Source organism: Pannonibacter sp. I15F10I1 (genome assembly GCF_900185665.1).
In the GTDB taxonomy this organism is placed as follows: domain Bacteria; phylum Pseudomonadota; class Alphaproteobacteria; order Rhizobiales; family Stappiaceae; genus Pannonibacter; species Pannonibacter indicus.
This window is the reverse complement of the sequence record NZ_FYAN01000008.1, coordinates 102,959-127,386: the sequence shown is the minus strand read 5'-3', so window position 1 is coordinate 127,386 and position 24,428 is coordinate 102,959. Positions and strand designations below refer to the sequence as shown.

Genomic DNA, 24,428 nt, shown 5'->3' with positions numbered 1-24,428 from the left:
TCGTCTCCGCAGACATGCAGATGCACAAAGTCAGCCTGCATCCTGACGCAGGCTCATCAGATTACCTAGTCTCATGTGCAAGGCTGACCTGTGACTTGCGCCACAGCCCGGAGCTTTTTGAGGACGCAGCCGCCCTCAGGCCGTCTGCTCTGCGGGTTCCCGGGCACCGGCCTCTTCCTCAGATACTGCCGGAAGGGTGCGCTCGTCGATGACTTCCGGGCCTTTGACGGCGCCGGGACGGCCAAAGAGATAGCCCTGCACCAGATCGCAACCGGCTGCGCGCAGCAGCACCACCTGGTCCTGGTTTTCGACGCCCTCCGCCGTGATCAGCACGTCGAGCGAGCGGCCAAGGCCGATGATCGACGTGACGACGGCATCGGTGCCCGCATCCTTGCCGAGGTTCTTGATGAAGCTGCGGTCGATCTTGATCTTGTTGAAGGGGAAACGGTTCAGGTAGCTCAGCGAGGAATAGCCCGTACCGAAGTCATCCATGGCGATGGTCACGCCCATGGCGCTGATGGCTTCCAGCGTTTCCACGACCGCTTCCGTGTCGGCGATCAGCAGGCTTTCGGTGATCTCGATCTCAAGCCGCTTCGGATCAAGGCCGGATTCCTCCAGCGCTCTGGCCACCTTGCGCTGGGTTTCCCCTGCCTTGAACTGGGCCGGGGAGAAGTTGACGGCCACGCGCAATGTCTTGTCATGCCACTCGGCCGCCTCACGGCAGGCCCGGCGCAGCACCCAGTCGCCAATGTCCTCGATGAGGCCGGTGTCCTCAGCCACCGAGATGAACACGTCCGGAGAGATGGTGCCCTTGGTCGGATGCTCCCAGCGGATCAGCGCCTCATAGCCCTTCAGCGTGTTGTCATGCAGCGAGAACTGCGGCTGGTAGAGCAGGTCGAACTGATCGTATTTCAGCGCCTTGATCAGCCCGGCTTCCACTTCCTTGCGCCGCTGCGCTTCCGCGTCCATCTCCGGCTGATACCAGAAGAAGGTGGAGCGGCCGGAGTGCTTGGCCCGGTACAGCGCCAGATCGGCGCAATGCAGCATGCGCGAGGAGCGCCAGTTGCCGTCATTGGCACGGGCAATACCCATGGACAGGGAGATCTGCAGCTCGATACCGTCAATGATGCAAGGCGGCTTGGTGGCCGCAATCATGTCGCTGGCGAGTTTGGTGATCCGCGCCACATCGGAGATGGATGTCACCATCACGGCGAATTCGTCACCCGACAGGCGCGCCACCAGATGTTCCCCGAAGACAGCACGCAGCCGGTCGGCGATCACCTGCAGGAAGATGTCCCCCGTACCGTGGCCATAGGTGTCGTTGACCGACTTGAACTTGTCCACATCGATCAGGATCACCGCCATGTTGCTGGCCTTGGCGTGGGTCACGCGCAGGGCTTCCGTCAGCTTGGCACTGAACAGCGCCCGGTTCGGCAGCGACGTCAGCGGATCATGATGGGCGAGAAATTCCATGTTGCGGCTGATGCGCACCACATCCCGGTAGCGGAACCAGAGCAGCAGGCCCACCGCAAGGGCGGAACTGACGGTGAGAACGGCAAGAAGGACCGTTGCCAGAAGAACCGTCCGGTTCGCCCCCGCCAGAACAGGGGCAATGTCGAGCGCCAGCAGATCAGCGGAGGTCACTGTGCTGCCATCGGCAACCGGAACAGTCACCAGCGCCACATCCTTCGCAGCGCCCCACCAGCTGTAGAATATGGTGACACGCGGCAGACCGCCGTCCTGGGCCAGTTCCAGCGCGCGGCGGACCGCCCCGCTGCCGACACCAGCCTCAACAAGGGCGGCAGGCACCTCCTGCGGCAGGATGCTGCCATTCTCATCCACCAGCGGCACCCTTGCATGGGCGCGCCTGGCAGACGACCCCAGATCCGCCGTCACGGCATCTGCAAAGCGCGTCAGTTCGAAGATATGCAGGGTGCCGTCATCAACCCCGGCAATATGCGGCACGAAGCTCTGGCTGAAGCTGCGCAGCCGCAACAGCGCGCTGGACAGATCTTCCGTTTCACGCCCCTGCCTTGCATCAAGGCGCAGGTCCGATTCGGTCCAGTTGCGCAGCGAGGATTCCAGCGCATCGCCCACCAGCCAGCTGGACAGCAGCCGATTGCTGACGAAAATGCCCAAAGACAGCGCAAACACGACAGCAAGCATGGTTGCTGCGGCCATCAGTTCCTGGCGGCTGATCGTGCGTTTCATAGCTGTCTGGACTACCCTGTTTACCAATGTCCCGGCAGCACCATACGCAGATGATGGTTTAGCCCAGGTGAATGAAAATCTGCCCTTACGTTATTTTGCCAACAGTGCGCCGGTAGGGGCTTGCGCGCCCCGTGCCGGTGCCTGTACTCGGGTGGGGAAGAAGCAGTGGTGCCCGCCTTTGGCCAGACGTGCACCCCGATCCCGGAGCCTGACGCGGTGAACATCTGGTCCAGCATTGGCGCCATCGTCACAGCCATCGGCTCGGCCATTGGTTCAGGCGGCGCGCAGCTGATCGACCGGCTGGTGCAGCTTGTCCTTGCCCGGCCGGAAGGAACATGCACGGTCGGCTTCACCGTCGCCATGATTGCCCTGTCTGCGAAGATGGCCAAGGCAGACGGCGTGGTGACGACCGACGAGGTCCTCGCCTTCCGCAAGCTGTTCGAGATCCCCGAAGGCGAGGAACGCAATGTCGCGCGCCTGTTTGATCTCGCCAAACAGGACATTGCCGGCTTCGATACCTATGCCAAGAAGCTGGCGGATCTCTTTCCCTATGACCGCAAGACCCTCTTCGACATTCTCGACGGCCTGTTCTTCATTGCCAAGGCCGACGGGCTGATCCACACGCAGGAGCTTGAGTTTCTGCGCGAGGTGGCACGGATTTTCGGCCTCGATGAGCGCGAGTTCAACAAGGTGGTTGCCCGCCATGTGCGCGATCGCAACGACCCCTATGCGGTTCTGGGCATCCATCCGGATGCATCAAACGAGGACGTGAAGGCGCATTACCGCCGCGAGGTGCGGGAAACCCACCCGGACGTGCTGATTGCCCGCGGCGTGCCCCAGGAATTCGTCCGTATCGCCAATGACCGAATGGCCGCCCTCAATGCGGCCTATGCCAAGATCAGTTCGGAGCGTGGCCTGTGAGTGTGAAGCCTGATTGCGGCGTGCCCGCCAGAGTGCACCCCTCCCCCAATCACAATGAACGCCGGGACGGCGCAGCGGTTGACATGATCATCCTGCATTACACCGGGATGCAGACCGCCGATGAAGCCCTGCAGCGCCTGTGCGACACGCGCGCGGAAGTCTCCACCCATTATTTCGTCCATGAGGATGGCCGGATCCTGCAATGCGTGCCGGAAGCCCGCCGCGCCTGGCATGCGGGCAAGTCCTTCTGGAAGGGCGAGACGGACATCAACTCCCGCTCCATCGGCATCGAAATCGTCAATCCCGGCCATGAGTGGGGCTACCGCCCCTTCCCCGAGGCACAGGTCGAAGCGGTTCTCCACCTGTGCCAGGACATCATGCTGCGCCACCAGATGAAGCCCTGGCGCGTGCTTGCTCATTCGGACGTCGCCCCCGGCCGCAAGGAAGATCCGGGCGAGCTGTTTCCATGGAACGTTCTGGCCGCCGGCGGCGTTGCCCATCATGTGGACCCGGTTCCCGTGACCAGCGGCCGGTTCTTCCAGGAGGGCGAAAGCGGCCAGCCCATCGAGGCGCTGCAGTCGATGCTGGCAATCTACGGCTATGACGTGCCGGTGCAGGGGGAGTTCGATGCCCGCACCAAGGCGGCCGTCACTGCCTTCCAGCGCCATTTCCGCCCCGAAAGGGTGGACGGTATCGCCGATGCCTCCACCATTGCCACGCTGCACAAGCTGCTCACGGCCCTGCCCGAACTCTGACCTGCAGCCGGCGGGCAGCGGCAATGGCCGGAAACAGCAAGCATCAACCGGCAAGGCACGCTATTGTGCACAGCAACATCCGGGGCAAATCCTGAGATAAAGACGGGCGCTTTGATGGCTGAACGCTTCTCACCAAACAAGCGCCCCGCTTTTGCCCAGATCTGCATGATTTACCTATAAAACGCTTAAATATTTAACGGGCTACCCTTAATTTCCGTAACATTTCGTGATGATAGCGGGCCGATTTTGGCCCAAGCTGGCGGTCATTTCTCCCCCATCGAACCGCGGCAAGCCGCATTGACCTCAGCCGCGGGCAGCCCCCGGAAGACACTCACGGAGCCACATCACATGACCCAGACGCGCACCTCCCTGCGCCGGGCTTTCTATTGCCTTTTTTCTGTTGCGCTGACCCTGACCATGATGCCCGGCGAAAGCCATGCCAAAAGCCGTGCAGCCGCTCCATCTCCCGAAGCCAGCGAAGCAGGCAGCGAAAACGCAAAACCCGAAATGCGCGAGGTCCTGGTCATGGTCGGAGGGCGTCTGACGCCTGCCCTCCGTCCCGTCACGGATGAAACGCCCGGTGGCCTGGTCGTCAAGCGGAGCAAGACCGCCGCAACCGAAGCCGGAACACAGGGTACCAGCGAAAGCGGCAAGGTGGCCGCTGCAAGCACTGCCGATGATGACAGCAGCGTTGCCGGACACAGCGCCTATGATCATCTGATCGCCGCTGCCGCCAAGCGTCATGGGGTTTCCGTGGAACTGGCCCACGCCGTGATCCGCGTGGAAAGCAACTACAACGCCCGCGCAAGGGGCCGCCATGGGGAGATCGGCCTCATGCAGATCAAGCCTGCCACCGCGCGTGGTCTCGGCTTCCGGGGCAAGGCGTCGGCACTCTATGATCCGGCAACCAATCTGGAATGGGGCATGCGCTATCTGGCCGGTGCTCAGGCCCGCGCTGGCGGCGACACCTGCGGCACGATCCTGCGCTACAACGCCGGCCATTTCGCCACCCGGATGAACGCCCGCAGCCGCCAGTATTGCGGCCAGGTGAAGCAGATCATCGCCTCGCTGTAACCGGATACGCAGAAGAAGGGCGGCCGGATGGAGATGAAAGCCTCCATCCGGCCGCCTCTTGCATTCATTACATGGCCGCAGCTGCCCGCGCCGCCTGATCGTAGGAGCCGGAGACAGAGCGCAGGATGGCCGCAAGGCGCGACAGTTCCTTCTCGTCAAAGCCGATGGCCTTGACCGGCTGCACCAGCAGCGCCTCGCGCAGGCGGCGGTATTCGAGACAGGCCTTTTCGCCTTCAGGCGTGATCGCCACCGTCTTCTCCTTGCCCCGCCGCCCCGAAACGATCAGCTTCGCGGCCTCCAGCTTCTTCAGCGCATAGGACACGGTGTAGGTATCCTCGATATTCAGCACGAGGCAGAGATCGGCCAGCGTCTTGGCCCTGCCCCGGTGATTGATCGAGTGCAGCACCTGGACGTCCAGCGGGCTCATGCCCGGCACACCAGCAGCAGCCATGCAGCGGACCATCCAGCGGTAATAGGCGTTGATCATCATCGTCACGCCGAACTCCACCTCCGACAGCGACGGCATGGCGCCAGAAGCCAGATGGGCGGCGGACACGACCGGACCAATCGGAGCCAGTTCCTGCGGTTCTTCTTTTTCTGTCATTGGTCCAGCACATCTCCCCGGTGCGAAATCCCACAATCAAACGCAGCTGCAAACTACCCGACAGATACGCGCCCCAGCAACAGACCCAAAGCCGGCCGCTTGCGCAGATACGACATGCACCTGCTGTTTTACCGGGCACTTTGCCGTCCCGATAATGCACCGGCATGAAAAGACCGCGCATTCCGGCGGCTTAACTGCAGATATTATGCTCGCAAATTCGTCAGGACAGCACCAGCCGAAACGGCGATGATTTATTGACATTTTATAGGCGTCAATTAACGTCCCGGCAGGGACTGTGAGTTGGGAGGCTTTGCAGCATGACAGGAAGATCGAGCAGGCCGTTTGAGGCCGTTGCTGCATGAGCGTTTCCGGCCCGATTGCCGTCATCGGGGCAGGCATTGCCGGTGTATCAACCGCCGTCTGGCTGGCCCGAGCAGGCGCCAATGTGATCCTGATCGACTGGCAGGAGCCGGGCGAGGCCACCTCCTTCGGCAATGGCGGCGTGCTTGCCGCCTGCGCCATCGTGCCGGTGACGGTGCCGGGCCTCATGCGCAAGGCGCCCGGCATGCTGATGGACCCGGACAGCCCCCTGTTCCTGCGCTGGCCCTATCTGCCGAAGCTGCTGCCCTTCCTCACCCGCTATCTTGCCAATTGCCGGGCCGACCGGGTGGAAGCGATTTCGCGCGGGCTGGCGCTGCTCAATGCCGACAGCCTCGCCCAGCATCAGGCGCTGGCCGGCGGCACGGAAGCCGAACGCTGGCTGGTGCCTTCCGATTATGTCTTCCGCTATCCGGACCGCGCCGCCTTCGAGGGCGACAGCTTCGGCTGGAACCTGCGCCGTCAGGCCGGTTTCGAGTGGGACGAGATCGAGGGGGCCGCGCTGACGGACTATGATCCTTTGTTCAGCCCGAAAAACAGCTTTGCCGTGCGGCTGAAGAACCATGGCCGGATCAGTGATCCCGGCCGCTATGTGAAGGCTCTCGCCGGGCATTTTCTCTCGCTTGGCGGAACCTTCCGGCGCGCAGAGATATTCGATTTCCGTATCGGTCCAGACGGTCTGGAAGGCCTTGAGACAAGCGATGGTTTCATCGCCTGCGGCAAGGCGGTTCTGGCCACCGGTGTCTGGTCGAAGCCGCTGATGGCAAAGCTGGGCCTTTCCGTGCCGCTGGAAAGCGAGCGCGGCTATCACCTCGAACTCATCGAGCCCAGCGCCATGCCGGCTGCCCCCACCATGATGACATCGGGCAAGTTCGTGGTAACGCCGATGGAAGGCCGCATCCGGCTGGCGGGCATCGTCGAGTTCGGCGGGCTGGACGCAGGCCCGAGCGAAGCGCCCTTCGCGCTGCTGGAGCGGCAGGCCCGTGCTGCCATGCCCGGCCTCGCCTGGCGCGAGACCAGCCGCTGGATGGGCCACCGTCCCGCCCCTTCCGACAGCCTGCCGCTGATCGGCGCGGTGCCCGGCTGCCGCGATGTGATCGCCGCCTTCGGCCATCATCACATCGGCCTGACCGCAGGCCCCAAGACGGGACGCTTCGTGTCTGGCATGCTGACGGGCCAGAAGACCAACTCCGATCTTTCCGCCTTCGATCCGGCACGGTTTGCCTGAAGGAAAAAGGCGCAAGACGCAAGAAGAACCAACCGGCCCAGGCAACGCATCCTGAGGCCAGAACCTGAGGGGAAGTAAGGATGACACGCATGATGAAGACCGCCATTCTGGCCAGCGTCTGCAGCGCAGCGCTGGCTCAGGCCGCCATGGCTGAAAAGTGGGACATGCCGCTGGCCTATCCGGCCAGCAACTACCACACCGAAAACGTTGTCGAATTCGCCGCCTGCGTGAAGGAAGCCACCGGCGGTGAGATCGATATCGTCGCCCACCCGAATGGTTCGCTCTTCGGCGGCGCCGACATCAAGCGCGCTGTCCAGACCGGTCAGGTGCCGATCGGCGAGCGTCTGCTTTCCGCCCATGCCAACGAGAACCCGCTGTTCGGCGTGGACAGCATTCCCTTCCTCGCAACCTCCTTTGAAGAGAGCGGCAAGCTGTGGGACGCGGCTGGCCCGGCCGTCGCCGAGGCGCTGGACGAACAGAACCTCGTCCTCATCTACACCGTGGCCTGGCCGCCGCAGGGCCTCTATTTCAAGAAGGAAGTGAACTCGGTTGCCGACATGAAGGGCACCAAGTTCCGCGCCTATAATGCCGCCACCTCCAAGATCGCCGAGTTGACCGGCATGGCGGCCGTGCAGATCGAGGCGGCCGAAGTGCCGCAGGCCTTTGCCACGGGCGTGACCGAATCCATGATGTCCTCCGGCGCAACCGGTTTCGACAGCAAGCTCTGGGAAAGCGGCGTCACCAACTTCTATGAAGTGAACGCCTGGCTGCCGCGCAACGCCGTCCTCGTCAACAAGGACAGCTACGCCGCCCTGACCGATGCCCAGAAGGCCGCCTTCACCGACTGCGGCGCCAAGGCAGAAGCCGCTGGCCTCGAAAAGGCCATTGCCTACACCACCAAGACGCTGGAAGGCCTCGCCGCCAACGGCATGAAGGTGGCCCCGCCCTCCGATCAGCTGAAGGCGGACCTGCAGGCCGTGGGCGAGACCATGACCAGCGACTGGCTGGCCGCAGCCGGCGACAAGGGCAAGGCCGTCATCGACGCCTACAAGGCGCAGTAATCCCTGAACCCAACCGGTCCGGACATACCCGGACAGGTCCATTCCCCCGCCTGTCCGGAGTTCTCTGGACAGGCCCAATCCCCCCCCGCCTGTCCGGATATATCCGGACAGGCCCATTCCCGAAGTCTTGCGACTGGCAGGTTCCCGCGCGCAAGGTTTCCGGCATGGTGCCTGAAGGGGCAAAAAGGCTGGCGCTGCAAGGTGCCGGAAAGCCGGACCCTTTCAAAAAGGAAGGGCAGGCACCATGGCGAAGAGGGGAACCTGATGCTTGAAAGATCCGGACATGCGCTGCTGCGCGTCCTTGATGGCCTGTACCGGGCCGGAGCCGTGCTTGCGGCAATCAGCCTGGTGATGATCCTTGTCATCATCGTTGCACAGATGGGCGCCCGCTGGCTGGGCATCACCTTTCCAGGAGCCGCCAATTATGCCGGTTATGCCATGGCCTCCGCGTCTTTCCTTGCCTTTGCCCATGCGCTGAAAAGCGGCACGCATATCCGTGTCGGACTGCTGCTGAACCTTGCCGGGCGGCATGTGCGCTGGGTTGAGGCCTGGTGTCTTGCCATCGGCTCGGCGCTTGGCTGGTATCTGACCTGGTATGCGGTGAAAGCCGTCTACTGGTCCCGCAAGCTGCATGACATCAGCCAGGGGCAGGACCAGACGCCGCTCTGGATTCCCCAGTCGGCCATGGCCGCAGGCGCTGCCCTGCTTGCCATCGCTCTCACTGAAAGCTTCTTCCGGGTGCTCGTCACCGGCCGCACCGGCATTGCTGCCGGCACCGGCGAACAGTCCCACGCGGAGTAAGCCCGATGGAAGCCATTGCTCCGATTGTCATTTTTCTCTTCGTCCTGTTCCTGCTGCTGGGCACCGGCGTGTGGGTGGGTCTTGCCCTGCTGGGCGTCGCCTATGTCGGTATGGAACTCTTCACCTCGCGCCCGGCCGGTGACGCGATGATCACCGTCATCTGGGCGGCCTCATCCTCCTGGACGCTGACGGCCCTGCCGCTGTTCATCTGGATGGGCGAGATCCTCTACCGCACCCGCCTGTCGCAGGACATGTTCCGCGGCCTTGCCCCCTGGATGGGCGGTCTGCCCGGCGGGCTGATGCACACCAATGTTGCGGGCTGCACCGTCTTTGCCGCCGTCTCCGGCTCCTCTGCCGCAACGCTCACGACCGTCGGCAAGATGACCATTCCGGAACTGCGCAAGCGCGGCTATCCGGAAAAGACCATCATCGGCACGCTGGCAGGCTCCGCCACGCTCGGCCTGATGATCCCGCCATCGCTGACGCTGATCGTCTATGGCGTGACGACGAATGAATCCATCACCCGCCTGTTCATGGCCGGCGTCATTCCCGGCCTCGTGCTGGCCGCCCTGTTCATGGGCTATATCGCCGTCTATTCCAAGGTTTCGAAGGACTATAATCCAAAGCCCGAACCGGTAATGTCCTTCGGCGAGAAATTCAGGAACTCCCGCTTCCTGCTCCCCGTCCTGGCGCTCATCGTGGTGGTCATCGGCTCCATGTACGCAGGCCTTGCCACGGCAACGGAAGCGGCCGCCCTCGGCGTCATCGGATCGCTGCTTCTGGCGCTGGCGCAAGGCTCGCTGACGTGGAAATCCTTCGGCGAAAGCCTGATGGGCGCCACCCGCACTTCGGCCATGGTGGCCCTCATTCTGGCCGGTGCCGCCTTCCTGTCGCTCTCCATGGGCTTCACCGGCCTGCCGCGCGCGCTGGCGGGATGGATCGGCGGCATGGAGCTTTCCAAGTTCCAGCTGCTGCTGGCGCTGCTGGTGTTCTACATCGTCATCGGCTGCTTCCTGGATGGCATTTCCTCCGTGGTGCTGACCATGGCGGTGGTGGAGCCGATGATCCGCCAGGCCGGCATAGACGTGCTGTGGTTCGGCATCTTTATCGTGGTGGTGGTCGAAATGGCACAGATCACGCCGCCTATTGGCTTCAACCTGTTCGTCTTGCAGGGCATGACCAGCCATCCGATGTCCTACATCGCCCGTGCCGCCCTGCCGATGTTCTGCATCATGGTGGTGATGGTGATGCTGCTGATCGTGTTCCCCGAACTGGCCACCTGGCTGCCCATGAATATGGCGAACAGAGGGTAAGCCCTTCGGGCCGCGATGCGTCAGCGTCGAAGGGCCCGGGGCGAAGGACAAACGGCAAGCTGATTTCAAAAAATAATTTATCGACAAAATGTCGATAAAAACATAACTTGAAATCCAGCCATGGAAGAACCGTACCCAGAGGGACGAAAATGAACGGTCAGTGGGATTTCTGGATTGATCGCGGCGGCACCTTCACCGACATCGTCGGCCGCACGCCCGATGGGACAATCCGCGCGCACAAGGTGCTTTCGGAAAACCCGGAAGCCTACCGGGACGCCGCCGTGCAGGGCATCCGCGAATTGATGGGCCTGGCCGCAGGGGACCCGATCCCCTCCGGCGCCATCGCCACGGTGAAGATGGGCACGACGGTCGCAACCAACGCCCTGCTGGAGCGCAAGGGCGAGCGCACGGCGCTGATCACCACCAAGGGCTTCCGCGATGCGCTGGCCATCGGCTATCAGGCCCGGCCGGACATTTTCGCCAAGGAAATCATCAAGCCGGAACTGCTCTATGAGAGCGTCCACGAGGTGAGCGAGCGCCTGCGCGCCGATGGCACGCTGGAAACGCCGCTGGACGAAGCGGAAGCCCGCGCCGCACTGGAAGCGGCCTGGAACGCCGGCATCCGCTCCGTCGCCATCGTCTTCATGCACGCCTATGCCTATCCCGACCACGAGAAGCGCGTTGCGGCCATCGCCCGCGAGGTGGGCTTCCCGCAGATCTCCGTCAGCCATGAGGTCTCGCCACTGATGAAGCTGGTCGGGCGCGGCGACACCACGGTGGTGGATGCCTATCTCTCGCCGATCCTGCGCCGCTATGTGCGGCAGGTGCAGGAAGAGCTGGGCGAAGGCCCGCGCCTGATGTTCATGCAGTCCTCCGGCGGCCTGACGGCGGCGGACCTGTTCCAGGGCAAGGACGCGATCCTCTCCGGCCCGGCGGGCGGTGTTGTCGGCGCGGTCGAGACCTCGCGGCTTGCAGGCTTCGAAAAGGTCATCGGCTTCGACATGGGCGGCACCTCAACGGATGTCTGCCATTTCGACGGCACCTATGAGCGTGCCTTCGAAACGGAAGTGGCCGGCGTGCGCATGCGTGCGCCGATGATGATGATCCACACGGTCGCCGCCGGCGGCGGTTCGATCCTGCATTACCGGGACGGGCGCTTTCAGGTCGGCCCGGATTCGGCAGGCGCCAACCCCGGCCCGAAGTGCTACCGGCGTGGCGGCCCGCTGGCCGTCACCGATGCCAATGTCATGACCGGCAAGCTGATCCCGGATTTCTTCCCGAAGATCTTCGGCCCGAACCGGGACGAGGCGCTGGACGCAGATGCCGTGAAGACGGCCTTTGCCGAACTGGCGCACAAGATCGGCGGCGGGCGCAAGCCGGAGGAAGTGGCCGACGGCTTCCTGCGCATTGCCGTCGAGAACATGGCCAATGCCATCAAGAAGATCTCCGTGCAGCGCGGCTATGACGTGACGGGCTATGCTCTCACCTGCTTTGGCGGCGCAGGCGGCCAGTCCGGCTGCATGGTGGCCGACAGCCTCGGCATGGAAACGGTGATCCTGCATCCCTTCTCCGGCATTCTCTCCGCCTATGGCATGGGCCTTGCCGACATCCGCGCCAGCCGCCAGCAGGCGGTGATCAAGCGGCTGGAAGAGGCACTAATGCCCGCGCTCGACACGCTGCGCGCAGAGCTTGCCGCCCAGACCGAGGCCGAGCTGAAGGCACAGGGTGTGACGGGCGATGATTGCGAAACCCTCGCCCGTGCCCATCTGCGCTACGAGGGCACCGACACGCCCCTGCCCGTTCTGCTGGCCAGCCCGGCAGAAATGATGGCCGCCTTCGAGGACGCCCACCGCAAGCAGTTCGGCTTTGCCTATGAAAACAAGCCGGTGGTGGTGGAAGCCCTCGAGGTGGAAAGCTCCGGCGGCGGCGCCGGCATCACCGAGCCGGATCATCCGCTCACCGAAGGCACGCCGGAGCCCGCCCGCACCACCCGCGTCTATGCGTCCGGCCAGTGGCATGAGGCAGGCGTCTATCTGCGTGCGGGGCTGAAGCCCGGCATGAAGGTGCCCGGCCCTGCACTTGTCATCGAGCCGCATGCCACAATCGTCGTGGAACCGGGCTGGCAGGCGGAAATCAACGTCAAGGACCACGTGATCCTGCGCCGCGTCGTGCCGCTGGAACGCTCCGCCGCCATCGGCACCCATGCCGACCCGGTCATGCTGGAAGTGTTCAATAACCTCTTCATGTCCATAGCCGAGCAGATGGGCCTGACCCTGCAGAACACCGCCTATTCGGTGAACATCAAGGAGCGTCTGGACTTCTCCTGCGCCGTGTTCGACCGCAACGGCGCGCTGGTGGCCAATGCGCCGCACATGCCGGTGCATCTGGGCTCCATGGACCGGTCCGTCGAAACGGTGATCAAGCTCAACCATGGCCAGATCCGCCCCGGCGACGTCTTCGCCCTCAACGCCCCCTACAACGGCGGCACCCACCTGCCGGATATCACCGTCGTGTCGCCGGTGTTTGACGATGCGGGCGAGGAGATCCTGTTCTGGTCCGCCAGCCGCGGCCACCATGCGGATGTGGGCGGCTCGGCCCCCGGCTCCATGACCCCGCTCGCCACCACGGTGGACGAGGAAGGCGTGCTGATCGACAACTTCAAGCTTGTCGATCAGGGCCGGTTCCGCGAGGCGGAACTGATCGAACTGCTGACTTCCCATCCTTATCCCGTGCGCAACGTCCACCAGAACGTTGCCGACCTGAAGGCGCAGATCGCAGCCAACGAGAAGGGCATTCAGGAACTGCGCAAGATGGTCGCCCACTTCGGCCTCGACGTGGTGCAGGCCTATATGGGCCATGTGCAGGACAATGCCGAGGAAAGTGTGCGCCGGGTGATCTCGGCCCTGAAGGACAGCGCCTGCGACTACCCGACCGATCAGGGCTCGGTGATCAAGGTGAAGATCACCGTCGACAAGGACAAGCGCGAGGCAACCGTTGACTTCACCGGCACCAGCCCGGTGGCGGCCAACAACTTCAACGCACCGGAGCCGGTGACCCGCGCGGCCGTGCTCTACTGCTTCCGCGTCATGGTGGACGGCCACATTCCGATGAATGCGGGCTGCCTCAGGCCCATCCGCATCATCCTGCCCGATGGCTGCATGCTGAAGCCGGAATATCCGGCGGCCGTTGTGGCGGGCAATGTGGAGACCTCGCAGCACGTCACCAATGCGCTGTTCGCGGCACTGGGGGCGATGGCCAACAGTCAGGGTTCCATGAACAACCTGACCTTCGGCAACAACACCTACCAGTACTATGAGACCATCTGCTCCGGCTCCCCCGCCGGTCCCGGCTTCAACGGCACGGACGGGGTGCATGTGCACATGACCAACTCGCGCCTGACCGATCCCGAAGTGCTGGAATTCCGCTTCCCCGTGCTGCTGGAAGACTTCCACATCCGCAAGGGCTCGGGCGGCAAGGGCAAATGGTCCGCAGGCGGCGGCACCCGCCGCACCCTGCGCTTCCTTGAAAGGATGGATCTCGCCATCCTCGGCTCCCACCGCACCATCGCCCCGAAGGGCATGGAAGGCGGCGAGGACGGGCAGCTTGGCCGCACGGAAGTGCGCCGTCTCGACGGGCGCATCGAGGTGCTGAAGGGCTGCGACCAGACCGTTCTGGAGCCGGGCGAGGCGGTGACCATGATCACCCCCACGGCCGGCGGCTGGGGCCGCCCGGACTGACCATTCCCCGAGGGGGCGGAGCCGGATGGTTCCGCCCCTTTTTTCATACGCATAAGCCACACACGCAAGTGTCATTTGCACTGGTAATACGGCCGCCATACTCCCATATGACGAGGGTTATTCTCGACCTGAGCCTATTGGAGGAAATGCCTGATGCCTGCTGCCGCCCGCCGGATGCGCAAGACGACAGCCGCCCTTGCCCTTGGAATCGCGACGCTTTTTGCCGCCGTTGAATATGCCGAAGCCCGCCGGGCCGGCAGCAGCGGCTTCGGCAGCCGTGGCAACCGCACCTATTCCGCCCCTGCTCCGACCAACACCGCCCCCGGCACCGCCGCCCCCATGCAGCGCACCATGACGCCGCAGCCCGCACAGGGCCAGCAGGCAGCGCCGGCCGCAGCCGCACGGCAGCAGCAGGCAGCCCAGCCCTCACGCGGGCTTTTCGGCGGCATGGGCGGCGCGCTGCTCGGCGGCCTGCTCATGGGCGGCCTCTTCGGCATGCTGTTTGGCGGCGGGCTGGGCGGCTTTGCCGGCTTCCTCGGCCTGATCCTGCAGGTTGCCCTCATCGGCTTCATCGCGGTCATGGTGATGCGTTTCCTTGGCGCACGGCGTCAGCAGCCGGCGGCTGCTGCAGCCGGTGGCGCACGCCCGGACCTGCGCACCAGCGCAGGCGGCGATGCGGGCAACCCCTTCAGCTTCGGCGGCAATGGCGGCGGCAACGCCAGCCCGGCAGCCTCCGCACCGGTGCAGGCCCCTGTCATGGACACGCCGCTTGAGCTGGAAGCTGCCGATTTCGACCGCTTCGAACAGATGCTGGCCGAGGTGCAGGAAGCCTATGGCCGCGAGGACTATGCCACCCTGCGCCGTCTGGCGACGCCGGAAGCCATGTCCTTCCTCGCCGAAGAACTGGGTGAACTCGCCTCCTCCGGCAAGCGCAACAGCGTTTCGGATGTGAAGCTGCTGCAGGGCGATCTTTCGGAGGCCTGGAGCGAGGGCAACGACGACTATGCAACGGTCGCCATGCGCTTCTCCGCAATCGACGCCATCCTCGACCGCAACTCCGGACGCGTGCTTTCGGGCAGCCTCGAAGAGCCGCAGGAAAGCACCGAACTGTGGACCTTCCGCCGCCAGAATGGCGGGGAATGGGTGCTCGCCGCCATTCAGGGCACCGACTAACACCAAGGCTCTGAGATGCTGACGCATCACGCCTTGAAAATGCTCAAACGCCGCACGGGCTTGACCAAACCTCGATGAGCCAAGCTCATCGAGGTTTGGTCTAACATCCCGCAGCTGACCCAACTGTCTCGAAGAAGCCGCCCCGCACCGGGCGGCTTTTTTTTTTGTGATCACCCCTCTCCAGAAACGTCTACCGCCCCCACTACACTTCGTCACCATGGCGCTGATTTGCATTTTACATAAGCAAAACTACTCAATTGGCATCAATATCGATATTTCATAGCGTGATTTTTGACAATGAAACCTTGGGTAAGTAGAAATATTTCCGAAAACAAAACGCAACCAAAGGTTATTTTTATATTTTTGTTAATTCACTAACCGAAATATCAGGGCACACCAAATAATGACGCAGAGTCAGATGCACAACCTGACCGATTGACGAACTGAAGCCGTTTCGCAGCACAGGGTTTAAAGATGACATCCTCGCGTTCCCACATCAGCCGCTTCCGTTCAATCGCGGCGAAAATTTTATCCCTCGTCGCATTCCTCGGCGCAATGATGATCCTCATTGCCGCGACAGGCATTCTGCAGATGCAGAAAATCGGCGGAGAACTGACTGAAATTGCAGAGGAGACTATTCCGCTGACGGTCAATGTCACGAATGTCACTCTGCATCAGATGGAACAGGCGCTGCTGCTCGAACGGCTTCTCAGAGCGGCCGGCCTGGCAGCTTCCGAAGCCACCGGCACGGTTTCAAGCCTTACGGCAAGCCTGACGAAGCTGGCTGAAACCGTCCAGAAAGAGATCCTTGAGGCAGAAGATCTGGCTCAGCACGGCATAAAGCTCGCGACGACAGCCGAGAACCGGCGCAAATACGAAACCGTTCTCGAACAGCTGAAGCGCATCGAAAAGGAACATAACACCTACGACGATCACATCGGGGAAGTGGTCGCCCAGATCAGCGCCGGCGACCTCGGCAAGGCCTCGGCATTGGCCGTGGAAATTGAGCGCGAACAGCACGCCTTGAACGCGGAGCTGGCGGCACTGACGGCAGATCTCAACAGTTTCACAGAAGCATCCGCGCGCGAAGCCAAGGAGCATGAGTTGCACGGGCTGAGGCTCATGGCGATTGTGTCCCTCATCGCCATAGCTGCTGGCACTGCCATTGCGCTGCTGATTTCCATCTTCGGGATCAGCCGCCCGCTGCGCAATGTCGTCCACGCCCTCAACCGCCTGGCACAGGATGATACAAGCGTGCAGCTCAAGGTGCGCAGCCGCGACGAAATCGGCGCACTGGCCGTTGCCTTCGAAGCCTTCCGCGAGAAAACCATCGAGATCAAGCGTCTGCAGGCCCAGGCAAAGGAGGAGGAGGAGCGCATCGAGCAGGAAAAGCGCGACGCGACACTTCGCCTTGCGGATAACCTGGAGGCGACGGTCAAGGGCGTCTCGGACAGCATCGCCACTGCCGTGAAGGAGCTGGAAGCCACCGCACAGATGATGGCCAGAAACGCCAACGACACATCCTCCACGGCCAACACGGTGGCTGCAGCAGCAGAAGAATCGAGCCGCGGCGTGCAGACGGTTGCTTCCGCTGCCGAAGAACTCGCCGCCTCCATCGGTGAGATCAGCCGCCAGGTGACAGCTGCTCTGGGAGCAGTCGGCACCACCACCGAGAACGCGCGCAGTTCCAGCGAAACGGTTGGCGTATTGGCTGCCTCCGCCCGCAGGATCGACGATGTGGTGAAGCTCATCAACGACATCGCCGCCCAGACCAACCTGCTCGCCCTCAACGCCACCATCGAGGCCGCACGGGCCGGAGAAGCAGGCAGGGGCTTTGCCGTGGTTGCCGGCGAAGTGAAGGCACTCGCCACTCAGACCGGACAGGCGACCGAAGACATCAGCCGGCAGGTCGGCGAAATGCAATCCGGCGCCTCCCTCACCTCCTCAGCCATCGAGGCGGTGGTGACTGCCATCAGCCAGATCAACGGCCAGATTTCCGCCATCGCCTCGGCCATCGAGGAGCAGAATGCGGTGACCTCCGAAATCGCCCGCAATGTGCACGAAGTGGCACAGGGCAGCGATGAAATCACCCGCAGCATCGGCGCCGTCCGGGAAAGCGCCATGGATTCAAGCTCCGGCGCCCGTCAGGTTCTGTCCACCGTGGGCGTACTGTCGGAACAGTCCCGGAACCTGCAGAACGAGCTCGGCACTTTCCTGCGGAACATCCGGGCGGCCTGACGGAGGCTGGCAAGGCTTCAGTGACAAGCGGGGCAGCCATTGGGCTGCCCCGTCAAGTTTCAGGCTGGAGCCCGCCGGTCGAAATGCATCGAGACCGGCTTGTGATCGCTTGTCATGGCAAAGGCCGGCCGCGTTCCCGTAATGGCGTGATGGACGTCATGCTCCACCAGCCCTCCCCCCTGCCGCGCCCGGAAGCTGTTTGCCGTTACCTGCCGGTTGCCGGTGAAGGTCTGGCTGAACAGGATGTGATCCAGCAGGATCCGCGGACTGCGGCCGGGATCCAGCCTGTCGCGGAAGAAAACCGACCAGCGTTCCTCCTCCGGCGCGTCAAACAGGGCGTGATTGAGGAAGCGGCGGGCAAAGAAGATTTCGCCCTGCAGCGTGCTGATCAGGTCGTGATAGAGAAACCGGCGCTCGATCCGCTCCTTGCCCGGCCCATCATTCAGATCGCCGAGCACGATCAGCGGCGCGCTTGCATCTGCGGCAAAGCGGGCATCGATATAGTGCCGGACATCCGTGCACTCAGTCGTGATCTTGACGCGGGAGTTGATCAGGTCAGCCACAAGCCCCGGATTGTTGTCGAAGAAGGCGGCATCCGTCACATCGCCCCTGCCGGAGGTGCGGGTGATCTTGCTCTTGAGATGACAGCCGATGAATTCGATGCTCACCCCATCCACATTGGCCAGCAGCACCTGCGGATGGCGCCAGTGACTGTGATTGCGGGTGATGCGGAACAGGAGCTGGCCATCCCGGAACTCCGGAAAGGCGACATCCCAGCTTCCAGCCCTGTGTTCTCCGCCGGAATTGGCCTCGGTCAGGCGCTTCCACTGGTCCAGATGAAGCAGTGAACCGGAAAGGGCGGGAATGTCCCGCAGCAGGAACCAGATCCACTGGCGGCCGGTCACCGCATCCGTGCCCTGCATGCCATAGGTCCTGCGGTCATCCGAGCCGCGCGTGACAAGCTTGTAGCCGGGCGCCGCCCTCTCGAAAAAGCGCTTCGCCCGGTCCTCTCCATTCGGTCCCTCGCTGATCATCAGCACATCGGCCGCAAGGGCGGTGATCTCGTCGCGCACTGCGGCAAGGCGGGCCTCGGCTTTCTCCCGGACGCCGTCTGAGGCGGCCTCCAGATCATCGAGCAGCTTGTCCGCATGCTCGATGTTCCAGCACGTCACCTTGAAGCTCTGGATCCTGTTGTCTGTCATAAGCACCTCCCTTGCCCTAACGGAAAGCAATTTAGGCGGGAATTGCAACACTTACGCAACAGTCATTTCAGGTTTCAGAAGGCCTCACAGCCATGGCAGGCCTTCAGGCCGGCGCCTTCGCCCGCGCCGCTTTGGCAAGCTCCACCAGCTTCTCACGCAGGGCCTTGGGCTCCGTCAGCGGTGTGTCGAACCACAGCCGGCAGGCACGGTCACCGGCCGCAAGATCGAGCCCCTCGGGATCAAGGCCCGTCAGGCGCCAGTTCGCCTTGGGCTGACCGCACAGAACCTGCGCATAAAGGGCAAGCGCATCCGCGTGGTCCTCATTCATGTGGGCGACAGCACCCGCCTCCCAGCCAGACAGCGGCGCACAGAGTTCCACCGGCAGCACGAGATCTGCCGCACTCAGCGCATAGGCCTTGCCGAAGCCGCCGTTGAGGCTGGCCCGTGCCACCTCCAGCCGGAAGAAGCTCATATCCGGAAAGTCCACGTAAAGCCCGGCCTTGGGATGGCGGGCGAGATGGCGGCGGCGGGCCTCGTCATGATCCGGCGAGCCGCGTTCAATCTCCCGTGCCACGGCCATCACCGTCATGCGCGGATGGGCCAGCGGATCGCCCTTGCCGGGTTCTCCCACAAGCAGCGAGCAGCGGCCGTCTGCCTGCATGGCCGGCTTGTGAGCCGCGAGCTTTGAGGCAAGCACGACCGGCGTTCCATCCATGGCGGCAACAGGTGTCACCCGCGAGACCAGCGGATGGCCGGTCCCCGCCTCCAGAACACCGAGGGCGGCGTGACGGGCGAGGCGCAGCAGTGAGCGGGCCTGACGGCGCACCTCATCATCCACCTCTTGAAGAAGAGCTTTTTCCTTTCCGGCTTCAGTCACCAGAGTTCTCCGAACAGCAATCTCCCTCCCCGCCATTCTATCCGCCCGGCCGCCAAAAGACAGCCCCGGCCCTTCCGTAAAGCTGCCGCTGCAGCCGTTGCCAACATGAACGGCAGATGAACGGGCATCTCAGAGTGCATTCAGTCCCCCCATGGCAAATTGGCACCATCGGAACACAGAGGAACGGGCCACACGGATCGAGCCCCCTCACGCGAAGGAGACGGAAGATGAACACCCTGACCAAGCGCATTCTGACTGCCGCCCTTTCGGCCAGTCTGCTGGCGCCGCTGGCAACCGGCGCGCAAGCGGGCGGCTGGGGTGACCGGCACGGCGGCTGGGGCCATGGCCGCGGCTTCGAGCGCGGGTATGACCGCGGCTACGACCGGGGCTGGGAAGACCGCAACCGGGTTGAGCGGGGCCGGCACGAGGAGCGCGGCCGCAAGCGCAACAACACGGACGCAGCCCTTGCTGCCGGTGTGATCGGCCTTGCCGCCGGAGCCATCCTTCTGGGCACCATGAGCGGCGGCGCCAGCGCCTCCACGCCTCCCCCGGCCTATTACCCGCCGGCTCATGCTCCCATTCCGGCTCCTGGCCCGGTCTATGGCGCACCGGTCTATGGTGCACCTCAGGCATCGCCCGGCTATCTGCCGTGGAGCCCGGCCTGGTACGACTACTGCAGCTCGCGCTACCGCAGCTTCAATCCGCGCACGGGTACCTTCACGACCCATGGCGGCGAGCAGCGCTTCTGCCAGTAATACCAAGGCTTTCGATGCTGACGCATCGCGCCTTGAAGTTGGTCAGGCGCCGCACGGGCTTGACCGGCTCTTGATGAGTCAAGCTCATCGAGAGCCGGTATAACACGGACCGTCAGTCCGATCTCCAGAGGGAGCCCACACTGCGGGCTCCCTTTCATTTTTCTGTCAGACGCCGTCAGCCCCACAATCCCACTTGCAAAGTGCCCTGCGCCGTGGCTGGCTTCTCCCGCTGGCGGAAGCCGGGCATGTTTCGGAAGGATTGTGGAATGACGATTGAACTCTACATCGCCTATGTGGCGGCCACTCTCGTTGTGCTCGCCATTCCCGGGCCAACCATCCTGCTGGTGATCAGCTACGCCCTGTCGCATGGCCGCAAATCGACCGGGGCCTGCGTCTTGGGTGTCGCCCTGGGAGATGCAACAGCGGCCACCGCCTCGCTGCTTGGCCTCGGCGCTGTTCTGGCCGCCTCCGCTACCGCTTTCACCGTGCTGAAATGGGCCGGAGCGCTCTATCTGCTGTGGCTCGGCATCAAGATGTGGCGGCAGCCGCCGTTCATTCCTGCAGCGGATCAGATTGACATGGCAGCACCCGCCATGGAGCCGCGCAAGATTTTCTGGAACACCTATGTGGTGACGAGCCTCAATCCGAAGGGCATCGCCTTCTTCATCGCCTTCCTGCCCCATTTCATCGCGCCCGCCGCGCCCGTCGCGCCGCAGCTGATGCTGATGGGCGTGACCTTCGTGGTGCTGGGCGCCTTGAACGCGGGTGTCTATGCGCTCGCCGCCTCTGCCCTGCGCAAGCAGATCCGCAAGCCCTCGCTGATGAAAGCCCTCAACCGGCTTGGCGGTTCCCTGCTGATTGGCGCTGCGGCCATGACGGCCGCCCTGCGCCGGGCTGCAGCCTGATCTGAGGCGTCACGCCCCTCGTCAGGATGCCTTTTTCGCGCGCTCCCGGATCACGGCGAGCGCGCGCATCGCTTCAGCCCTCTGCATGCGGCCATAGCGCAGGAAGGCATCGTTGATCTCCTGACCGCTCATCTTCAGCCGCTGGGCCCGCAGCTTGACGATGTTCTTGTAGGCATTGTCCGTCACCCCGTTGGCGCGGCACAGGATGACCAGCGGAGCATCATCCGTGTTGAAGACCACCCGGGCCACCATCGCCGTGGGCAGTTCGCTCACTTCCGCCAGCAAATGGGCGAGATCCACCGGCCGGTCCGTCTTGGAAAACTGGTTGACCGCATCGTCAATCGGGCGGCGGCGGGCCTTCACGTCGTCAATCAGCATCTTCGCACGCGACTGGGCGCTGCCCAGATCACGCACCTGAGCCTGCACCTCCTGCGCGGCCCGCTCCGCCAGGATCTGCACCAGCGTTCCATCTCCCCCCAGATCAAGGATACGCTTCTTCAGCTCCTCGGAGAGGTAGGGCACGAGATTGCGGGCGCCCTCGGCCGGAAGATCCTCGCGGCCGATCAGCGCTTCCTGGATCATCGGATGATGCCGGGCCTTTTCCAAGAGCATTTCAAAGGCATTGGCGGTGAACCGGGCCTGCTCGTTGCCGGCGACCGTTGCCAGAACCTCGGTGTTTCCCCGGCTTACGATGACGCTTGTCACCGCCTCGTTCAGGGGCCGCCGGTCTGCGATGACGCCCAGATGATCCATGCTGCCAGTCTCGGCAAGGGACACAAGATCATCGGTGGTCAAAACCGGTGAACCGGCCAGAACCGGCGCCGCAACGTTAATCCGGTCTGCTGCAAGCGACATGATCAAGTCACGGGGGGCGGCCTCGGCCTCGCAGATGCGCACGGCCAGCGCCATGCGGGCTTCTTCCTCAAGCTTGCCGATCACCTTGAGCACGATATCGCCGAACAGCAGGCTGATATGGTCGACCTGATCCGATGCGGCGGTCATGAACATGTCCGTCACCGCATCGACGAGCGCACGCCGGCCTTCCGGGGTGTTATCCCTCGCAAGTTCCGCCAGCCTGCCGAGATTTTGCATTTTTGCCCGCCCAAAGCATGCATCAGATCAAGAAACTACATTTTGCAGAACTTGTTACCTTTTTATTAAGGTGATGATAATTCTTACAAATAGATTTTCAACCACAAATATTTATCTTGCCGCACCTGTGTCTCGATAAATCGGCCCTGCACCCTTGCCAAACACAGCGCCAGCGCTCCCCAGCGCCATGCACAGCCTATAGGCAGGACTACGGTCCCGGCAGGCAATCCCAGTCAGACAAGAACTGCCATTCATGCGCGCAATCAACGGCTTACATCTTTGAATCAGAGAAATTACGCAACGGCTTTTGCAGTGCAGCACATTTTCTGCTTTGCGCAGGCGGCCACCTTGCCTACATTAATGAACGTGCAGGAAAGGACATCGGGAGGCAAAACAATGTCGATTGTCCGCAATCTTGACGTGATAGCAGTCTGTGCAGCTTTCGTCTTCCTGGGCGCCATTGTGATCGGCGCACTGTAGGAGACTTGGAGGACTGCAGATCTGATGCTGGCTGGGTAGAAGATATGCATCAGATGGAAATCCGGCAGGCCGGAGCAACCGGCAGCCGCGCTGGAAAAGCGTAACCAGAAAATATCAGGGATCCAGTTGGAGCGCCCGCAGGATGATGATCCGGCGGGCGTTTTATATCAAGGCGCCGAGACGCTGACGCATCGCAGCTTGAAGGTGCTCAAGCGCCGCACGGGCTTGACCACCTCCCGATGACGCAGGCTCATCGGGAGCGGGTATCCTGTCAGGACCTCCGGATGCCGGAACAGCAGACCAGCCGCCCGGATCATAGGCGCGGCCCTGAAACAACACAGCCGCCCCTTCGGGCGGCTGCGGAGCTCTGCCTTGGGCTAAAGTTTTGCCTGAACTCAGGCGGCCTTGGCGACGAGAGCGTCGATGGCTTCGTTCGCAGCCTTGATGCTGCCCTCAGCGTCCATGGCCAGCTTGTCGGCCGCCACGACTTCCACATCGGTGATGCCGAGGAAGCCGAAGACGTGACGCAGATAGGTGGTGGCATAGTCATAGGACGAGCCGACCGGCGTGCCGCCAGAAGCTGCAACGATATAGGCCTTCTTGCCCTTCAGCAGGCCTTCCGGACCGGCTTCGGTGTACTGGAAGGTTTCGCGGGCGCGGGCCACCAGATCGATCCAGGACTTCAGCGAGGCCGGAATGCCGAAATTGTAGACCGGAGCGGCGATGACGATCACGTCAGCAGCCTTCAGTTCGGCAACGAGGCTGTCGGACAGGGCAAGCTTTGCCTTCTGTTCATCGGTGCGGGCTGCCGGATCGGTGAAGTTGGCGCCGATCCACTCTTCGTCAACCAGCGGGAAACCGGCGGCCACATCGCGGGTCACGGTCTTGGCGCCAGCGATCTTGGCAGCAAGGCCGTTCACCAGCTTTTCGGTGAGATCGCGGGTCGCAGAGCCTGCCTTGCGGGCGGAAGCGTCAATCTTGAGAATGGTCTTGGACATGAATGCTCTCCTTGGAGATGAAGTGCCTGGGAGGTAAAGCACCGGTTGTTCGTCGGCCTACACATAAACCCGCATCCCCCGGAGAACTAGGCCACAGCCGGTGAACAGTCTGTTCGGGTCATCGTGAAACCCCGGCCTGAAGCCGCCGCACTCGAAGCTGCGACTGAGCAATCTCAAGGCGTGATCCGTCAGCGCCCGAAAGCCTTGGTATGACAGGTTCACACCGCCCTCCGCGCTGCGTCCTCCTTCTTGCCAGTCACCTCTGACAAGGAGCAATTCCATGACTACGATTTGGGGCGTTGTGAACGCCAACGGCACCATCGCATCCGGCAGCGGCGGTGAGGGAGACTATGATTTCGCCGTCATCAACGAAGGGCCGGGGATCTACCAGATCTCGTTCAACGGCAATTTTTCCGGCCTGCCGGCCATCACCGGCTCGCAGGTTATGTGGGGCACCATGAGCGAAAGCCCGCTCGACAACGTGGTATTCCCCTACCTCACGGCCGCCAGCGCCACAGCCATCACCGGCGCCTCGAATGGCGCACCGCAAAACCGCAGCTTCTCCTTCATCGCCATGGGCGAGTCGTCCAGCGGCCGCTGAAAACGCACAAGGGGCAGGCAGCAG

General features: G+C 62.9%; 19 protein-coding genes. 13 read left to right on the top strand and 6 right to left on the bottom strand.

Features of this window, described 5'->3' with window-relative positions:
• Nucleotides 1-135: 135 nt before the first annotated feature.
• Nucleotides 136-2,211 (bottom strand): bifunctional diguanylate cyclase/phosphodiesterase, encoded by a 2,076-nt coding sequence (locus tag IF10I1_RS06535; protein ID WP_186391092.1) that lies wholly within the window; start codon nucleotides 2,209-2,211, stop codon nucleotides 136-138.
• Nucleotides 2,212-2,427: 216 nt separating this feature from the next.
• Between IF10I1_RS06535 and IF10I1_RS06530 the strand changes: the two genes are divergently transcribed.
• From IF10I1_RS06530 to IF10I1_RS06520, 3 genes are all read left to right on the top strand, one after another.
• Nucleotides 2,428-3,132: a DnaJ family molecular chaperone gene (locus IF10I1_RS06530; RefSeq protein ID WP_123195727.1), complete on the top strand. Its 705-nt coding sequence runs from the start codon at nucleotides 2,428-2,430 to the stop codon at nucleotides 3,130-3,132.
• Nucleotides 3,129-3,887 (top strand): N-acetylmuramoyl-L-alanine amidase, encoded by a 759-nt coding sequence (locus IF10I1_RS06525; RefSeq protein ID WP_186391093.1) that lies wholly within the window; start codon nucleotides 3,129-3,131, stop codon nucleotides 3,885-3,887. The genes IF10I1_RS06530 and IF10I1_RS06525 overlap by 4 nt, the downstream gene beginning before the upstream one ends.
• 525 nt (nucleotides 3,888-4,412) lie before the next feature.
• Nucleotides 4,413-4,961 carry a lytic transglycosylase domain-containing protein gene (locus IF10I1_RS06520; protein WP_208977245.1) on the top strand — a complete coding sequence of 183 codons (549 nt, stop codon included), beginning with the start codon at nucleotides 4,413-4,415 and terminating at the stop codon, nucleotides 4,959-4,961.
• Between the two features lie 67 nt (nucleotides 4,962-5,028).
• On the opposite strand, the gene IF10I1_RS06515 is transcribed toward IF10I1_RS06520, so the two are convergent.
• Nucleotides 5,029-5,565 (bottom strand): winged helix DNA-binding protein, encoded by a 537-nt coding sequence (locus tag IF10I1_RS06515; protein WP_050474254.1) that lies wholly within the window; start codon nucleotides 5,563-5,565, stop codon nucleotides 5,029-5,031.
• A 358-nt stretch (nucleotides 5,566-5,923) separates the two neighbouring features.
• Here IF10I1_RS06515 and IF10I1_RS06510 point away from each other — a divergent pair, with 358 nt between their 5' ends.
• The 7 genes from IF10I1_RS06510 (at nucleotide 5,924) to IF10I1_RS06480 (ending at nucleotide 17,494) form a co-directional block, all read left to right on the top strand.
• The gene (locus tag IF10I1_RS06510) at nucleotides 5,924-7,171 is read left to right on the top strand and encodes an FAD-binding oxidoreductase (RefSeq protein ID WP_186391094.1); all 1,248 of its coding nucleotides are present in this window, start codon (nucleotides 5,924-5,926) and stop codon (nucleotides 7,169-7,171) included.
• Between the two features lie 80 nt (nucleotides 7,172-7,251).
• On the top strand, nucleotides 7,252-8,232 hold the full coding sequence (locus IF10I1_RS06505) for a TRAP transporter substrate-binding protein (RefSeq protein ID WP_082206073.1): 981 nt from the start codon (nucleotides 7,252-7,254) through the stop codon (nucleotides 8,230-8,232).
• A 264-nt stretch (nucleotides 8,233-8,496) separates the two neighbouring features.
• Nucleotides 8,497-9,033: a TRAP transporter small permease gene (locus IF10I1_RS06500; protein ID WP_050474256.1), complete on the top strand. Its 537-nt coding sequence runs from the start codon at nucleotides 8,497-8,499 to the stop codon at nucleotides 9,031-9,033.
• A 5-nt stretch (nucleotides 9,034-9,038) separates the two neighbouring features.
• Nucleotides 9,039-10,346, top strand: coding sequence for a TRAP transporter large permease (locus tag IF10I1_RS06495; RefSeq protein WP_050474257.1), 1,308 nt, complete (start codon nucleotides 9,039-9,041; stop codon nucleotides 10,344-10,346).
• Between the two features lie 149 nt (nucleotides 10,347-10,495).
• Nucleotides 10,496-14,083 carry a hydantoinase B/oxoprolinase family protein gene (locus tag IF10I1_RS06490; RefSeq protein ID WP_186391095.1) on the top strand — a complete coding sequence of 1,196 codons (3,588 nt, stop codon included), beginning with the start codon at nucleotides 10,496-10,498 and terminating at the stop codon, nucleotides 14,081-14,083.
• A 153-nt stretch (nucleotides 14,084-14,236) separates the two neighbouring features.
• Nucleotides 14,237-15,256 carry a TIM44-like domain-containing protein gene (locus IF10I1_RS06485; RefSeq protein ID WP_186391096.1) on the top strand — a complete coding sequence of 340 codons (1,020 nt, stop codon included), beginning with the start codon at nucleotides 14,237-14,239 and terminating at the stop codon, nucleotides 15,254-15,256.
• 474 nt (nucleotides 15,257-15,730) lie between these two features.
• Nucleotides 15,731-17,494, top strand: a complete 1,764-nt coding sequence (locus IF10I1_RS06480) for a methyl-accepting chemotaxis protein (protein ID WP_208977233.1) — start codon at nucleotides 15,731-15,733, stop codon at nucleotides 17,492-17,494.
• Between the two features lie 59 nt (nucleotides 17,495-17,553).
• Here the strand turns inward: IF10I1_RS06480 and IF10I1_RS06475 are convergent, their stop codons facing one another.
• Both IF10I1_RS06475 and IF10I1_RS06470 read right to left on the bottom strand, forming a co-directional pair.
• Complete coding sequence (locus IF10I1_RS06475; protein ID WP_186391097.1) at nucleotides 17,554-18,696, bottom strand: endonuclease/exonuclease/phosphatase; 1,143 nt, start codon at nucleotides 18,694-18,696, stop codon at nucleotides 17,554-17,556.
• A gap of 103 nt (nucleotides 18,697-18,799) precedes the next feature.
• Nucleotides 18,800-19,573, bottom strand: coding sequence for a HugZ family protein (locus IF10I1_RS06470; RefSeq protein WP_186391098.1), 774 nt, complete (start codon nucleotides 19,571-19,573; stop codon nucleotides 18,800-18,802).
• Between the two features lie 227 nt (nucleotides 19,574-19,800).
• Here IF10I1_RS06470 and IF10I1_RS06465 point away from each other — a divergent pair, with 227 nt between their 5' ends.
• Together IF10I1_RS06465 and IF10I1_RS06460 are read left to right on the top strand one after the other, a co-directional pair.
• A complete protein-coding gene (locus IF10I1_RS06465) occupies nucleotides 19,801-20,328 on the top strand; it encodes a BA14K family protein (protein ID WP_050474262.1) in 528 nt (175 codons plus the stop codon).
• A 266-nt stretch (nucleotides 20,329-20,594) separates the two neighbouring features.
• Nucleotides 20,595-21,233 (top strand): LysE family translocator, encoded by a 639-nt coding sequence (locus tag IF10I1_RS06460; RefSeq protein WP_186424405.1) that lies wholly within the window; start codon nucleotides 20,595-20,597, stop codon nucleotides 21,231-21,233.
• Between the two features lie 21 nt (nucleotides 21,234-21,254).
• Here IF10I1_RS06460 and IF10I1_RS06455 read toward each other — a convergent pair whose 3' ends face one another.
• Together IF10I1_RS06455 and IF10I1_RS06450 are read right to left on the bottom strand one after the other, a co-directional pair.
• Nucleotides 21,255-22,325: a DUF2336 domain-containing protein gene (locus tag IF10I1_RS06455; RefSeq protein ID WP_186424404.1), complete on the bottom strand. Its 1,071-nt coding sequence runs from the start codon at nucleotides 22,323-22,325 to the stop codon at nucleotides 21,255-21,257.
• 875 nt (nucleotides 22,326-23,200) lie between these two features.
• Complete coding sequence (locus tag IF10I1_RS06450; RefSeq protein ID WP_050474265.1) at nucleotides 23,201-23,803, bottom strand: FMN-dependent NADH-azoreductase; 603 nt, start codon at nucleotides 23,801-23,803, stop codon at nucleotides 23,201-23,203.
• 280 nt (nucleotides 23,804-24,083) lie between these two features.
• Between IF10I1_RS06450 and IF10I1_RS06445 the strand changes: the two genes are divergently transcribed.
• Entirely contained in the window at nucleotides 24,084-24,404 is a 321-nt protein-coding gene (locus tag IF10I1_RS06445; protein ID WP_197717509.1) for a hypothetical protein, read from the top strand.
• Nucleotides 24,405-24,428 lie beyond the last annotated feature (24 nt).

Bases quoted from the DNA above. Each gene is read 5' to 3' on its own strand.
- IF10I1_RS06535 (WP_186391092.1), bottom strand. From the start codon at position 2,211: ATGAAACGCACGATCAGCCGCCAGGAACTGATGGCCGCAGCAACCATG.
- IF10I1_RS06520 (WP_208977245.1), top strand. From the start codon at position 4,413: ATGGTCGGAGGGCGTCTGACGCCTGCCCTCCGTCCCGTCACGGATGAA.
- IF10I1_RS06515 (WP_050474254.1), bottom strand. From the start codon at position 5,565: ATGACAGAAAAAGAAGAACCGCAGGAACTGGCTCCGATTGGTCCGGTC.
- IF10I1_RS06510 (WP_186391094.1), top strand. From the start codon at position 5,924: ATGAGCGTTTCCGGCCCGATTGCCGTCATCGGGGCAGGCATTGCCGGT.
- IF10I1_RS06505 (WP_082206073.1), top strand. From the start codon at position 7,252: ATGACACGCATGATGAAGACCGCCATTCTGGCCAGCGTCTGCAGCGCA.
- IF10I1_RS06500 (WP_050474256.1), top strand. From the start codon at position 8,497: ATGCTTGAAAGATCCGGACATGCGCTGCTGCGCGTCCTTGATGGCCTG.
- IF10I1_RS06495 (WP_050474257.1), top strand. From the start codon at position 9,039: ATGGAAGCCATTGCTCCGATTGTCATTTTTCTCTTCGTCCTGTTCCTG.
- IF10I1_RS06490 (WP_186391095.1), top strand. From the start codon at position 10,496: ATGAACGGTCAGTGGGATTTCTGGATTGATCGCGGCGGCACCTTCACC.
- IF10I1_RS06485 (WP_186391096.1), top strand. From the start codon at position 14,237: ATGCCTGCTGCCGCCCGCCGGATGCGCAAGACGACAGCCGCCCTTGCC.
- IF10I1_RS06480 (WP_208977233.1), top strand. From the start codon at position 15,731: ATGACATCCTCGCGTTCCCACATCAGCCGCTTCCGTTCAATCGCGGCG.
- IF10I1_RS06475 (WP_186391097.1), bottom strand. From the start codon at position 18,696: ATGACAGACAACAGGATCCAGAGCTTCAAGGTGACGTGCTGGAACATC.
- IF10I1_RS06465 (WP_050474262.1), top strand. From the start codon at position 19,801: ATGAACACCCTGACCAAGCGCATTCTGACTGCCGCCCTTTCGGCCAGT.
- IF10I1_RS06460 (WP_186424405.1), top strand. From the start codon at position 20,595: ATGACGATTGAACTCTACATCGCCTATGTGGCGGCCACTCTCGTTGTG.
- IF10I1_RS06455 (WP_186424404.1), bottom strand. From the start codon at position 22,325: ATGCAAAATCTCGGCAGGCTGGCGGAACTTGCGAGGGATAACACCCCG.
- IF10I1_RS06450 (WP_050474265.1), bottom strand. From the start codon at position 23,803: ATGTCCAAGACCATTCTCAAGATTGACGCTTCCGCCCGCAAGGCAGGC.
- IF10I1_RS06445 (WP_197717509.1), top strand. From the start codon at position 24,084: ATGACTACGATTTGGGGCGTTGTGAACGCCAACGGCACCATCGCATCC.